The organism is Williamsia muralis (assembly GCF_002735905.1).
GTDB classification, from domain to species: Bacteria; Actinomycetota; Actinomycetes; order Mycobacteriales; family Mycobacteriaceae; genus Williamsia; species Williamsia muralis_A.
In genome coordinates, this window is the sequence record NZ_PEBD01000004.1 from 45716 (window position 1) to 58986 (window position 13271).

The 13271-nt window shown below is 63.5% G+C and carries 12 protein-coding genes; 1 reads left to right on the top strand and 11 read right to left on the bottom strand.

The genetic code is table 11. The annotated features are described in order from the left end of the window. Positions 1–14: 14 nt before the first annotated feature. On the bottom strand, positions 15–782 hold the full coding sequence (locus CSW57_RS00835; protein WP_099381057.1) for an acetoin reductase: 768 nt from the start codon (positions 780–782) through the stop codon (positions 15–17). After that, positions 779–1834, bottom strand: coding sequence for a 2,3-butanediol dehydrogenase (locus tag CSW57_RS00840; protein WP_099381058.1), 1056 nt, complete (start codon positions 1832–1834; stop codon positions 779–781). Before CSW57_RS00840 ends, CSW57_RS00835 begins: the two co-directional genes overlap by 4 nt. 205 nt (positions 1835–2039) lie before the next feature. Between CSW57_RS00840 and CSW57_RS00845 the strand changes: the two genes are divergently transcribed. Beyond that, the gene (locus CSW57_RS00845; protein ID WP_099381059.1) at positions 2040–3200 is read left to right on the top strand and encodes a hypothetical protein; all 1161 of its coding nucleotides are present in this window, start codon (positions 2040–2042) and stop codon (positions 3198–3200) included. Positions 3201–3204: 4 nt separating this feature from the next. Here CSW57_RS00845 and CSW57_RS00850 read toward each other — a convergent pair whose 3' ends face one another. The 9 genes from CSW57_RS00850 to CSW57_RS00890 form a co-directional block, all read right to left on the bottom strand. Continuing rightward, positions 3205–3879, bottom strand: coding sequence for a TetR/AcrR family transcriptional regulator (locus tag CSW57_RS00850; RefSeq protein ID WP_099381060.1), 675 nt, complete (start codon positions 3877–3879; stop codon positions 3205–3207). A gap of 81 nt (positions 3880–3960) precedes the next feature. After that, positions 3961–5139 carry a cytochrome P450 gene (locus CSW57_RS00855; RefSeq protein WP_099381061.1) on the bottom strand — a complete coding sequence of 393 codons (1179 nt, stop codon included), beginning with the start codon at positions 5137–5139 and terminating at the stop codon, positions 3961–3963. A 29-nt stretch (positions 5140–5168) separates the two neighbouring features. Further along, entirely contained in the window at positions 5169–6734 is a 1566-nt protein-coding gene (gene mhpA / locus CSW57_RS00860; protein WP_099381062.1) for a bifunctional 3-(3-hydroxy-phenyl)propionate/3-hydroxycinnamic acid hydroxylase MhpA, read from the bottom strand. Then, positions 6731–7675, bottom strand: a complete 945-nt coding sequence (locus tag CSW57_RS00865; protein WP_099381063.1) for a fumarylacetoacetate hydrolase family protein — start codon at positions 7673–7675, stop codon at positions 6731–6733. Before CSW57_RS00865 ends, mhpA begins: the two co-directional genes overlap by 4 nt. Beyond that, positions 7672–8796 (bottom strand): VOC family protein, encoded by a 1125-nt coding sequence (locus CSW57_RS00870; RefSeq protein ID WP_099381064.1) that lies wholly within the window; start codon positions 8794–8796, stop codon positions 7672–7674. The genes CSW57_RS00865 and CSW57_RS00870 overlap by 4 nt, the downstream gene beginning before the upstream one ends. Before the next feature lie 240 nt (positions 8797–9036). Next, positions 9037–10134, bottom strand: a complete 1098-nt coding sequence (locus CSW57_RS00875; RefSeq protein WP_099381065.1) for an acyl-CoA dehydrogenase family protein — start codon at positions 10132–10134, stop codon at positions 9037–9039. Continuing rightward, on the bottom strand, positions 10131–11105 hold the full coding sequence (locus tag CSW57_RS00880) for an acyl-CoA dehydrogenase (RefSeq protein WP_099381066.1): 975 nt from the start codon (positions 11103–11105) through the stop codon (positions 10131–10133). Before CSW57_RS00880 ends, CSW57_RS00875 begins: the two co-directional genes overlap by 4 nt. After that, positions 11106–12281, bottom strand: a complete 1176-nt coding sequence (locus tag CSW57_RS00885) for an acyl-CoA dehydrogenase family protein (RefSeq protein WP_099381067.1) — start codon at positions 12279–12281, stop codon at positions 11106–11108. After that, positions 12281–13174, bottom strand: coding sequence for an enoyl-CoA hydratase (locus CSW57_RS00890; RefSeq protein WP_062795746.1), 894 nt, complete (start codon positions 13172–13174; stop codon positions 12281–12283). Before CSW57_RS00890 ends, CSW57_RS00885 begins: the two co-directional genes overlap by 1 nt. Positions 13175–13271: the final 97 nt, after the last annotated feature.

The window sequence follows — 13271 nt, forward strand, 5'->3', positions numbered from 1 at the left end:
AACGAGGAGGTGGGCTACCGGAAGACCAGTCCGCCATCGATCAGTGCGGCCTGGCCTGTCATGTAGTCCGAGTCCGGGCCGGACAAATACGACACGAATGCGGCCACATCTTCCGGCGTCTGGGCCCTTCCGAGCGCAATACCATCCACGAACTTGTCGTACGTTGCGCCTTCCGCGGCGCCCGTGAGTTCGGCGAATCGCTTGTCGATGGTCACCCACATGTCGGTCCCGACGACGCCTGGACAATAGGCGTTGACGGTTATTCCATGTGCCGCATACTCTTTGGCCGCCGCCTGAGTCAGGGCGCGTACCGCGAACTTGGTGGCACTGTAGACACCGAGCATCGCGAACCCGTCGTGCCCGGCGATGGACGAGGCGTTGATGATCTTGCCCCTGCCGCCGATGGACCTGAACTTCGCTGCTGCAGCCTGTATTCCCCACAACACCCCGTCGACGTTGACTGCCCAGATCTTCTGTACGTCGGCCGGACGGACATCGTCGATCGGTGCGACCTGCGCGATACCGGCGTTGTTGATCATGACGTCGAACCCGCCCAGGAAGTCGTGCGTATGGTCCACAGCTGCGAACACAGCGTCTCGATCGCTGACGTCGGCGACGAAAGTGGTTGCTTTGCGACCGATCTCGCGGACCTCGGCGGCGACGCACTCGACCGAGTCCCTGTTGACATCGACGAGAGCGATGTCATGACCGTCGTTCGCGAGGCGAAGCGCAATACCTCGGCCGATTCCCTGTCCGCCTCCGGTGATGAGAGCGATGCTCATGACTGTCCTTTCGCGGGGTCGACCAGTACCTTCATCTTCGTGCCGGCGTGCAACGCCTCGAAGCCGTCATCGATCACCGACTCGAGGGTGATCTTGTCGACCCAGCCAGTCGTGTCGTACTTGCCCTGCGACATCAATTCGATCACCGACTCATAGTCGGCGGAGGTGTAGCACAAGGACCCCTGAATCCGGGATTCGTTCATCACAATCCGCTGCAACGGTGTGGTGAGGGGCTTTTCGTAAATCGCCACGCTGATCAGTGGCTTGCGTGCGCCGATACACGCCAGAGCGGATTCGACGGCGGGCTGGACGCCGGCTGCGTCGTAGATCGCGTCAGCACCACGGCCTCCCGTCGCATCTGCGATGAAGCCCGGCACGTCGACCGCTGTCGGGTCCAGTGTTGTCGCGCCGAGTGCTTCGATGGAGGCCCGACGCGTAGCAGACGGTTCGACGACGTAGATCTCGCTCAGGCCCTTTCCGCGGAGCGCGAACCACAGCCCGATACCGATCGGGCCTGCACCGAACACCATTGCGGTGTCATCAGGTTCGGGATCTCCGAGGGTTGCGGCGTGGAACGCGACCGACATCGGCTCGACGAGCGCGCCGAGTTCGAGTGAGACGTTGTCAGGTAGATGGTGAATCATGTTCGTCGGAACGACAGTGAACTCGGCCATGCCGCCGTCGGACATCAAGCCGTGAAAACCTATCTGCTGGCAGATGTTGTAGTTGCCGGACTGGCAGGGCCCGCACTGCCCACAGCGATACAGGGGCTCGATCGCGACGCGGTCCCCGACCTTGGTTCCGGTCACCCCTTTACCGATTTCGACGACCGTGCCGGAGAACTCGTGTCCGAGCACGAGCGGCATCTGCTGGTGAGTGAGTGCGTGCGGTTCGGTGGGAATGAAGATCGGCCCCGCGTAGTACTCATGGAGGTCGGTACCGCAGATCCCGTTGAACCCGACCTTGACCTTCACCTCCCCCTCGCCAGGTGACGGTTCGGGTACGTCGGCGACTTCCACCTTGTTGGGGCCGTAATACACAGCTGCGCGCATCGGGTTACTCCTCACGGGTCACATCGGCTCTATCCGATGCATCCATGTCTATGTGACCTGGCGCACAAGCAACAGGGTTGCAGGACGTTGCAACGTGTCTGGATGTCTACGCCTCACCTTGCAACCGTCCGCAACCCTCCCCTCGGCTTTGTGATCCAGCTCATAGTTGCGACGCCAACCGCACACACCTCGAGGAGACGACACAATGACCGCAACCGCAGGCGCCGAACCGGACGCGCCACCGACCACCGAACCCGAGTCGCCACAACGTCGCTGGCTGGCGTTTGGGTTTGCGAATCTGATTGTCGCCATGGCTATTTCAATGGTCACCTGGTACGTGCTGGCTGACCCGACAACAAGTCCGTGGAGCTTCTACCCGTTGCCGTTCAATGCTGCTCTCTTCTGGGCGATCCTGTTCATAGTCTTCATCGGATTCAATTGCGGTTTTGTCGGATTCGACAGACTTTCCCAACCGCTGCGAGGGCTGGCGATCCTGGGATCGACGTCCGTCTTTGCGGTCGCGGTGACCTGGCTTCTGGGAAGCGGGCTCGGCTCGATCTCTCCCGATTTCGCCGGCAGTCGCGAAGGTGGGCTCGGCTACTTCACCGGCGCGCTGTTCGTACTGTTCGGGTTCGCGACCTGGGTGATGGTTGTACTCAATTGGCAACACTGGCCGTGGACCGCGCTGAAGATGACGCAGCCCCTCATCGGCTTGTGCGAGATAGCGTTCATCGCTGTCCCCACGCTTACGCTCTATGTTGTTTTCGGGTTGCCGTCAGTGTCGTTGTCCGCGACCGATCCCTTGATGACGGTCGACACCGTACTCGGCTGGTTCTACTCGATCGTGGTGGCTGTGATCCTGACCGGGCAGACGCTCGACAACTGGCCGTGGAAGTTGTTCGGAGGCGGCGGTAGGACCGCTGTTGCCGCAACCTTGGGCAACCTCTGCCTCGGCACCGCAATCTATTTCCTGATGATCCCACTCGCCGAGGTTCTGCTCGGTTCGCAGGCATCCGATGAATTGGGGAGCGTTTTGCATCAGTTCCCGGCTCAGATCGGCGTGTGCTGGGCATTCTGGATGATCTTCTGGGCGAATGGCTTCGGCAACAGGTTCGCTCCACCGGTGCGCGCTGTACTCACCTTGGTGCTGGCCGTCGGCACGTTCCTTCTCTACTACTCGGTGGTCGCAGAGCACGTTCTGCACGAGCCCGAAGTCGCAGCCGGTGTGAACGGTAACGCCCTGGGATTCATCGACTGGCTCGTATTGTGGACGCTGATCTACGTCGTCGGGTTCGAATCCCTGGGTTTGAGGAGATGGGGTCCTCGCCCGGCTGACATAGACGAGGAAACAACCACAGACTCCTGAACGGTCAGGCGGGATCTGACGGTGGGATGGCTCGTTCGATGACCGAGCGAAGCGCGGAGTCGTAGGACGGGGGGAGGGGCCGGTGGCAGAGCTCGTGGGCTTCGGACAGCGGCACCCCGAGCGCTCTCAATACGTCTGTCGCCATTCGGTCGACCGCGGCTTCGCTGTCACGATCAGGGTCGTCCAGCAACAGACGTCCCAGTGCCAGTAGGGATCCTGCCACCAACGCCAGTGCAAGCTCAACGTCTTTGACGTCGAATCGGCCCTGCTGCGATGCGGCCAGGATGTCGCGGCGCGATCGCGGAGCGAGTCCGAGATCGGAGGTGATCGGCGACATCGCCGAGTTCAGGAGCACTCGGCTCAGGTCTCGCTCGAGGCGGAACAGCCGCCCGGCGAGCCGGAATGACTGAGTGAACACCTCGACCGGGTCTTCGAGCCCCTCGGTCAAGGTGTCGAGGTACGCCCCGACCGATTCGAGTGCGCTGTCGATTGCCGCGCTGAACAGGTCTTCCTTGCTCTCGAAGTGGTTGTAGAACGAGCCCATTCCGACGTCGGCGGCTTGGGTGATCTCGAGGACGGGTGCATTGACCCTGCCGTCGGCGATGAAACCCTGCGCAGCGGTGACAAGCGCCGCCCGGGTGCGCGCCTTGCGGCGCTCGAGTCGATTACCCTGCGTCACTCGGGCTCCTGCGTTTTCGACAGTCAATCGTGGCCCTCGGCAGTATACCGACGGGGCCACCCAGGTGTGCCGGCCTGCGGCTCAGCTGAACCTGGCGCGGAATGAGGCGAAACCTTGCAGACAGTTGTTCGAGAGCGGAACCGGATCCGACACTTCGATGGTCTTGACCCGCGCGATCAACTCGCGCAGCAGGGTCTGCATCTCGAGCTTGGACAGCTGCATGCCTACACACGTGTGCATCCCGTGTCCCCAGCCGAGATTGCTGCCTCGTCGGTGCAGTGAGAATGTCTGGGGATCGTCGAAGTGGCGCTCGTCCATGTTCGCCGCGGCGTAAAGCAGCACAACGCGCTCACCTGCCCGGATCCTCACACCGTCGATGTCCGTGTTGTGACTCACCCTTCGAGTGAAGCCGCGAACAGGTGACGCCACGCGCACCGCCTCGACCACGGCGGTAGGGATCAATTCGGGGTCGGCTCTGAGTTGAGCGTAGAGCTTCGGATCGCGGCCCAGGCTCCAGAGCAGCTGGCTCGTCGCGAGGATGGTGGTGTCGAGACTCGGTGCCACGAAGTCGATCACCATGGTTCGCGCCTCGGACCTGCTGATCTCCCCGCGGTCGGCAGCATCAAAAACACTGGCCGCCCATCCGTCGGGCGTGACCTGCGAACGGCGCAGTCGCATCGTGTAGAGCAGCAACCCCAATGCCGTCGGAGTCGCGTCGATGGCTCGTCGGTTCAGCGGACCGAGAATGTCGAATGTGCCGGCACCCCAGGTGAGTAACTGCTGCGGTCCCACTTCGACACCGACGAGATCTGCAACTGCCGCAATCGGAAGCCGGGAGGCAAAGTCCGCAACTCCGTCGAATGAGTCCCGTTCCAGCAGTCGGTCCACGGTCGCGCGTGCTTCGTCGCGAAGGACGGGCAACGACGGCCGGATTGCGCGTGATACCAACGACTGCATCAGTATTCGACGACGGGCCGAATGGCGTTCATCATCGCTGGACAATACGGTCTTACGTCCGAGCAGATTCGCGACCGGGTTCGCCGCGACCCCGGTGCCACTACGAAAGGTGGCATTGTCACGCAGTGCACTCCGGACGTCGTCGAAACGACCCATCGCCCACACCTTGTGTTTCGGCAGCCACACCACCGAGCCCGCGTCGCGGATCTGCCGGTAAACGGGTTGCGGATCGATCAGTGCCGTCTGTCCGTACAAGTCGACATCGACCACCGGGACATCTCGGCGCGACCGCGTGTTGAGCATGTCTATGCCTCCAAGAGGTGATCGGGCTGTCATGCCGCGACGTTCGTGATGGGGGTACGGTGTGCGCGTCGGTAGACGGACAGCAGTTGCTCCACATCGGCTTCGGTTCGGGCTGATGCCATCACGACACGGTCGGGCCGGAGGAGCACCGCATACGTGTGATGTGCCCGCATCACCTCAGACGGGGATGGGTTCGTCGACGGGATACACGCCAGAGCCTCAACGTCGATGTGCGTCAGTCCCATACGCGCGAGCCGATGGGCCGTGTCATCCCGCAAGGGACCACGGGTGATCAATGCGTAGCGCGGTCCGAGCAGGTTGTCGAGCCGGTGAATGCCGCCGGCCGTACACGCCCGCGGTTGCGGGAACAGGGTTCCGTTGAGGCGCGACAGTATTCCGCGGCGCCGAACCAGTGGCCCGTGGCGCAGGGAAGGGCTTGCATCGGGCAGAGCATGTGCGATGCGAGGAACGTGACATACCGCTGTGACTGCTGCTCTGCGGACGGAAGCGAGACGGTCCTGCCCACCGGTGAGGGCCCATCCGACTGCCAACGCCGTCAGGATGATTCGGGTGGCATGCGGTTTTCGTTCGGATTCGTAGGTGTCAAGCAGCGACTCAGGTGCAGAACCGTCGAGAACGTCGGCCAACTTCCACGTCAGGTTGAACGCGTCGCGTAATCCCGAGCCGAGTCCCTGCCCGACAAACGGCGGTGTCTGATGAGCGGAGTCGCCGGCAAGGAAGACTCGACCGTTGCGCCAGGTGTGGGCCACCCGTGCGCGAAAGGTGTAGACGGCCTGGCGCATTATCTGCGAATCCGCGAGTTCAGACGGGGTCATCCACGGTGACAACAGCTTCTGCAACGTCTGCTCGGATCGCAGTGCGTCGAGGTCTTCGCCGTCGTGCACACGAAACTCCCAGCGGTATCGGCTTCCGGTGACCGGCATGAACGTCGCAGCGCGGTCGGGGTCGCAGATCTGATGGACACCGCCCCACACGTCGAGCGGTGCCGGGGTCAGGACGTCGATCACCAACCATCGTTCGTCGAAGTGGAAGTCGCGCATGGTGATACCGAGTTGATCGCGCACAAGGCTGTTGGCCCCATCGCACCCGATCACAGCGGCCGCATCAACGAAGTCTGTGCCGCCACTGCTGTTCTCGTAGCACACCACCGGCCGTGCGCCGCCGGCAACATCGGTGACCTGGCAACCACGCCTCAGGTCGATGAGGTCGACGGACGCTGCTTCGTCGAGAAGAACACCTTCGAGGTCGGGCTGGTCGAACATGCTTCCCAGCGGGTAGCCGTTGGCGCCGTCCTCGGTGCTGCGGGCGAACTCGGTCATTACTCGCCCGCGTCCGTTGATCAGCCTCATGCCCGGCATCGCCCGGGTGTGCGGCGCGAACTTCTCATCGACGCCGGCGGCCTGCAGTATCCGGAACACCTCGTCGTCGAGGTGCACCGCGCGTGGCAGCGGATACGGTTCGCGGTGACGCTCCAGGATCACCGTGGCAACACCGCGTTTGGCAAGGAGCAGAGCGCAGGCGAGCCCGACTGGGCCCGCGCCGACGATCACGACGGGGTCGCGCTGGGCGGTCATGCGTAGGTGACGTGGCAGCGTTGACGGCCCAGATCGATGGCACCGTCGTCGGTCGCGATACGGACCTCGACGACGTCGCCGTCTTTGAGGTACTTGGGGTTTGTTGCCTGACGCTTGAAGAAGGTCTTCCATTTTACGTGCGGCGGAATGAGTGCACCAATGATCTCGATGGGCTTGGGTGGCGCGGTCAGCGCGGTGCCACCGGGAGTGCCGGTGAGCAGGAGATCTCCGGCGTCGAGGCGTTGAAAGCCGGTGAGCACGGCGAGCGCGCTCACCGGATCGATGATCATGTCGCCGCCGACCCGCCCGTTCTGCCGACGTTCACCGTTGACCCAGAGTTGCAGGCGAAGCTGGTCGAACCGGCGCCATTCCTCGTGCGTAAGCAGCACCAGCCGAGGTCCCGCCGGTGTGAAGGTGGGGTACGACTTTGATTCGTAGAACTGGGTTTTCGGCAATTGCACATCGCGAGCGCTGACGTCGTTGGTGATCACGGCTCCCGCGAAGTACTCGCTGAGGGTGTCGGTGGTGACGGAAGTGCCGACTGCGATGGAGGCTCCGGCGACGAGACCGATCTCCACCTCGTAGTCGAGCAGTGCGACGTGCGCCGGCTTGATGATGTCGTCGAACGGGCCTGTGATCGAACCCGACGATTTGCGGAAGAAGGTGGCCGACACCCTGTCGGGATTGATCCCCGAATCCTGTGCGTGGCTGCGGTAGTTGACCATCTGCGCGACCACGCGGCACGGCGCGGTCACGGGGGAGAGGAGGGTCAAGTCCGCCACGGGGGTCCCGCCGGAACCGTCGTCGGTGGATGCGGCGTCTATTGCGGCACGATCGGTCAGTAGCTCGCCCGTGGTCTTCGCGGATGTGCGGATGGGGTAGGCGGTCTGATCGCGCTGGACCCACCAGCCGGTGTCGGTTCGCAGGACGGTTGTGGTCATGAACGTGCCACTTTCAGTAGGCCCAGAAGGCGGTGGATGTCGAACTCGTTGTCGTCGCGAAGGCCGGCGACCATGCCCTTGACCAGATCGGGATCAGGGCTGGCGCCGAGGAAATCGCGGGTCACGGGCGGCCCCCATTGCGACAGTCCGCTTGCGGTCATCGGCGACCATCCCGCCTCGATGGTGCTGTCGAACATGTCCCCGTCGGCGAAGTGCTCCACCATGAATCTGTCCGGGTCCCGCCAGTAGTCAAAGAGTTGACTGCCCTGGATGTGACGGCCGATTCCCCACGCGTGGTGATAGCCGCGATCGGCGAGGTAGGCGCCCCCCGCGGCGACGGCATCAAGGTCGGCCACCTGATACGCCGAGTGGATGTACCGGGACATCGGCCCCAAAGTCATTGCCAGAGAATGATGGTCGGCCGGCTCACCACCACGATCACAGCGCATGAATGCCATCGTCGGACCGCGGTCACGTTGACCGGGGAAGAAGAGGAAGTCGCTGACGATCAATCCCAGCATCTCCTGGTACCACGCAAGATTCTCGCGAAAACGTGGCGTCTCGATCACGACGTGTCCGAGGCGCTGTACTCGCGCAGGTTCGCGAGGCGGACGCTGGACACCGTTGACCCGCTCGACCTTTCCCCCGAAGTTGAACGTCAGAGGATCTTGGTCGGGGAGCGAAGGTAGGTCGGTCAGCCCTGCAACCACCCGGATTACCATCCCGGACGGATCGGTGAGGTCGATGGCCGCGCCGCCGAGGTCGCCGAGAGGGTAGACGCGCCGCCCAGTTTCACGGGACAGTCGCAGGAGGTCGTTTTTGCCGGCCGCACGGAACGCCGGTCCGATGAACTTCGATCGATGTGACCGCCGGATCAGGACGCAGGGCGCCCCGGCCCAGGTACCGCGTAAGGACAGCTGATCGGCGGTCCGAGAGACGGTGGTGAAACCGAAGTCGTGAGCAAACCGTTCGGCCTGCGCGATGTTCGGTTTCTCGAACTCGAGCCAGGCTAGGTCGACAACCTTGATGACGGGTGCCGCCGCTCGGTCCTCGGGATCGCCAGGGCGAGCGCCATCGCCACTGTGCAGATCGGCATGCGGGGTGTGTGCCGGCACCGTCATAAGTGATCTCCTCAGGTAATTGAGTAAATCGTCACTTATGAGCAAACCGGCAGTCAAGGGGTATGACGTGTTGGAATTTCGTCAGGACTGAGGAGCGTCCAACCGCGTTTGATCGAATGAGCAGAGGTGAGAGATGGCGCGTGCCGGATCAGGCTGTCAACACAGTGAATCGCCAATCGAGCACCGGTACACCCGTGCCGAGGTGCTCGGCGTCCCTATCCGGCGCCTGAGGTGCAAAATTCAAAGGCCGGCCGCTTGTGCCAGTCGTCCCAGTGAGTGGTGGGGCTGACCGATCAGCTGAGCAGTCCCATGTGCACGCTTGAAGTACAGATGCGCGTCGTGCTCCCATGTGATGCCGATTCCGCCATGGAGCTGAATGGTCTCGGCGGCAATGTGGTTGAACGCGTCCGAGCAGTACACCCGGGCAGCGTCGGCGAGCGCAAGCGCTTCGTCGGTTCCGTTGACGAGTGCGTCGACGGCTGCGTAGGAGATGGAATGCGCAGTCTCGGTGAGCGCGTACATGTCGGCCATCCGGTGCTTGAGTGCCTGGAATGAGCCGATGACCCGTCCGAACTGTTTGCGCGACTTCGTGTATTCGACGGTCAGGTCGAGCGCTGCGCGAGCTGCCCCCACCTGTTCGGCGCTGATCGCGACGAATGCGGTCGCCCGGAGGTTGGTCACCAGATTCTCGGCCGTGGGGATGGCGATGGCATCGACATCCTCGAAGGTGACGGTTGTCAGCGGCCGCGTGGGGTCCATGGTGGGACGGGCTACTCGAGTGATGCCGTCGGCGTTCGCATCCACCTGATGCAGCGTGACGTGCTCACCCGAGCGGGCCAGGACCAACAACACGTCGGCATACTCTCCGTCGAGTACGTAGTGGCTGGTACCGGAGAGAATCCCGCTGCTCGCTTCCACTCCGGGTTCGTTCCAGCCGGATTCGCCTGCCCAGCACAGTGCGGCCACCTTCTCGCCCGATGCCAGGTCAGGAAGGGTACGCGCGCAGGCTTCGTCGTCTCTGCTGAGGAGCAGGGCCTGCGTGGCGAGAACCGCAGAACCGAGCATCGGAACAGGGGAGAGGTGTTTGCCCAATTCTTCGAGGACCACATGGGTTTCGGTGAGCGTCGCGCCGACACCGTCGAACTGCTCCGGGATCGCCAGTGCGGCGACGCCGATCTGTTCGCACAGGGTGGACCACAGAGCCTGGTCGTACCTGTTCTCCGACGTCATCGCCGCTCGCACGCTTGCGGAGTCGCCACTGCGGCGTAGCAGCGCAGCAACCGAATCACGTAGTGCGGACTGCTCTTCGGTGTCGATCCCGGGGGAGTAGATGCTCATGCGCTGATCGACTCCAGAACGCGGGACCGGTGGACGGCCGGCGTACCCCACGCCGACAGCAGGGCTCGGGTCTTCGTCAGGTACAGCGACAGATCGTGCTCCTGGGTGTAGCCAATGGCGCCGAGCACTTGCAGGCCGACCCGGGAGGCGAGGTAGGCGGCCTCTCCCGCTGCGACTTTGGCCGCTGACACATCGCGCGAGGCGAATTGTGGTTCGGGTACTTGTCCGTCCAGGGTGAGTGCTGCTCCGTGCAGGAGTGGTCGTGCCATCTCGACGGCGATCGCCACATCGGCGAGATGGTGTTTGACGGCCTGGAATGAACCGATTTCCCTGCCGAACTGCTTCCGCGTTTTCGCGTACTCGCTGGTGAGGGTCAGCATGGTCTGCGCGAGGCCGATGAGCTGCGCCGCCGTCGCCAGGGCACCGAAGTCGAATGCGCGGGAAGCATCGACATCGGCCAGCCGTTCGCCGGCCTGCACTACCGAGAGCGTGCGCGCCAGATCCACCGACGGGCGCGGGTCCGTACCCATCCCGGTGCTCAAGGTCGAGCCGTCGACGAGATAGGTCTGTTCGGCGACTTCCACATCGACTGCGAAAGGAACCTCGGGAGGCAGAGCCAGCGTGGCCAGTGCACCTTCTGCCAATGCGGCCAACGGTTCGGTCAGTGCGGCATCGGCAAGCAGAACCGGTACTGCAGCAACAGTTTCGGCAACGGGCCCGGGTACTCCGTAACGGCCGAGTGCCTCGACCGCGACGACCATCTCGACGGCGCCGGCGCCCATGCCGCCGTTGTCGTCGGAGATCAGCAGTGCGTTGACGCCGGTCTCGGCCAGCTTCGACCACACCTTGCGCCCTGGTTCGAGGTCCCCGGTGTTCCACGCGCGAATCACCGCGGGCAGATCGCTCTTGGCGAGCATCGCGTCGATCGACGAGGCGAGATCGCGGTGCTCGTCTTCCAGCAGAAATCTCATCTAGCGGTCCCCTCGCGGAAGTCCGAGCAGTCGTTCGGCAATCACGTTTCGCTGGATCTCGTTGGTACCGGCATAAATCGGCCCCGACAGTGAGAACAGGTACCCGTCGGTCCAGTCGCCCGACGGGTGCCGAAGCGCGACTTCGGATTCCGGGCCCAGCAGATCCAACGCTGTCTCGTGGGTTGCGATGTCCCACTGTGACCAGAACACCTTGTTGATGGATGACTCCATGCCCAGCTGTCCGCCCTCGGCCAGTCTGCTGACGGTGGCAAACGTGGACAGCTCATACGCTCGGGCACCGATCCACGCATCGGCGACGCGGTCGCCGAGCCCGGCGCGCAGCTCGGGTGCGGTGTCGCGCCACAGGTTCAGCAGCCGGTCGGTGGTGGCAAGGAAACGGCCGGGGGAGCGGAGGGACAGTCCACGTTCGTTGGCCGCGGTGCTCATGGCCACCTTCCAGCCGTTGTTCACCTCGCCGATCACTCCGGACTCGCCGGGCTGATCTGGATCGTCGGGCACAAAGACGTTCTCCAGGAACAGCTCTGCGAATCCTGGCTCGCCGTCGAGCTGATTGATGGGCCGGACGGTGACACCCTCTGCGCGCAGGTCGAACATGAAATAGGTGATCCCGCGGTGCCGAACCGAGTCCGGGTCGGAACGGAACAGGCCGAAACCCCAGTCCGCGAAGCTCGATCGTGAACTCCAGGTCTTTTGACCGTTGAGCAGCCAGCCGCCTTCGGTACGAGTTGCGGTGGATCGCAGCGACGCGAGGTCGCTGCCGGCCTCGGGTTCGCTCCACGCCTGACCCCAGATGTCGTCGGCCCGTGCCATCCGCGGCATGATCCGTGTCAGCTGATCAGGGTGAGCATGTTCGAAAAGCGTTGGTGCCAGGAGGAAGATGCCGTTCTGGCTGACCCGGCCCGGAGCCCCGCTGCGGTAATACTCTTCTTCGAAGATCAGCCAGTGCAGCAGCGGTGCCTCGCGACCGCCGAACTCTTCGGGCCAGCTGACCACCGACATGCGGGCATCGGCCATGGTGGCCTCCCACTGTCGGTGTTGTTCGAAGCCTTCGGCGCTGTCCATGGACCGCAGCGGCTTTTCCGGGACGTTCTCGGACAGCCAGCCCCGGACCTCTTCGCGAAAGGTGTTCGCCGCGTCGTCGAAGAGCAGATCCATCAGGACTCCTGCTTGGTAGCGCTGGACTTCATCGACTTGGCGTCCATGCCGCCCAAGGGGTCACCCTCGGGTGCTTCGGCATTGGCGCTGTGTGCGAAGTGGTGCCAGCCGAAGACCGAGTCCATCGCGTTCCGCATGCCCATCTGGTCTTCACAGATGTTGACGGCCTTCTTGCACAGCGCGAGTCCCAGCTGGGGCATCTCGGCGATGTTCCCGGCGATCTCGTCGACCTTCGCGGCCAGTTCGTCGCGGGGGACAACGTGGTTGACCATGCCCCAGTCGAGGGCTTCCTTGGCTCCGAACCGCTGGCCGGTGAAGAGGATCTCCTTGGCGCGGCGTGGGCCGAGCACAAATGCGTGGGCGAAGTACTCGACCCCGGGGATGCCCATCCGGGCGACCGGGTCGGAGAAGAACGCGTCGTCCGAGGCGACGATGAAGTCGCAGATCCAGGCCAGCATCATCCCGCCGGCGATGCAGGCACCGTGCACCTGTGCGATCACGGGTTTGGGGATCTCCCGCCAGCGGCGGCACATCCCCATGTACACCTCGACTTCGCGGGCCAGGCGCTGGTCACCGCCGGTGCGGTCGGTGTGGTCCCAATACAGGGTGGCGGTGTTCGGGTATTCGACGTGGAAGTCGCGTTCAGGCGTGCCGATGTCGTGACCGGCGGAGAAGTGTTTGCCCGCTGCACGCAGGACGATGACCTTGACGTCGGCATCGTTGACGGCGCGCACGAACGCCGCGTCGAGGGAGTACGTCATGACCGAGTTCTGCGCGTTGCGATAGTCGGGACGGTTCAACGTCACGTACGCGACGGCGCCCACGGTCTCGTACGCCACCGGGGTGGTGTCGACGCCAAGCTCGGAAGCGGTGAGAGGGCTCGGGATAGTCACCTCGACACCATACCTAGCAAGTGCTTGGTTGGTAAATGGCACTGGCGAGTCCGCGATGCGGTGGCCGGCGTAGTCGCCTGCGCGGGCAGTGCAGTCA

Coding starts and splice junctions, on each gene's coding strand:
- CSW57_RS00835 (WP_099381057.1), bottom strand. CDS start 782: ATGAGCATCGCTCTCATCACCGGAGGCGGACAGGGAATCGGCCGAGGT.
- CSW57_RS00875 (WP_099381065.1), bottom strand. CDS start 10,134: ATGAGCATCTACTCCCCCGGGATCGACACCGAAGAGCAGTCCGCACTA.
- CSW57_RS00840 (WP_099381058.1), bottom strand. CDS start 1,834: ATGCGCGCAGCTGTGTATTACGGCCCCAACAAGGTGGAAGTCGCCGAC.
- CSW57_RS00885 (WP_099381067.1), bottom strand. CDS start 12,281: ATGGATCTGCTCTTCGACGACGCGGCGAACACCTTTCGCGAAGAGGTC.
- CSW57_RS00845 (WP_099381059.1), top strand. CDS start 2,040: ATGACCGCAACCGCAGGCGCCGAACCGGACGCGCCACCGACCACCGAA.
- mhpA (WP_099381062.1), bottom strand. CDS start 6,734: ATGACCGCCCAGCGCGACCCCGTCGTGATCGTCGGCGCGGGCCCAGTC.
- CSW57_RS00870 (WP_099381064.1), bottom strand. CDS start 8,796: ATGACGGTGCCGGCACACACCCCGCATGCCGATCTGCACAGTGGCGAT.
- CSW57_RS00855 (WP_099381061.1), bottom strand. CDS start 5,139: ATGCTCAACACGCGGTCGCGCCGAGATGTCCCGGTGGTCGATGTCGAC.
- CSW57_RS00880 (WP_099381066.1), bottom strand. CDS start 11,105: ATGAGATTTCTGCTGGAAGACGAGCACCGCGATCTCGCCTCGTCGATC.
- CSW57_RS00865 (WP_099381063.1), bottom strand. CDS start 7,675: ATGACCACAACCGTCCTGCGAACCGACACCGGCTGGTGGGTCCAGCGC.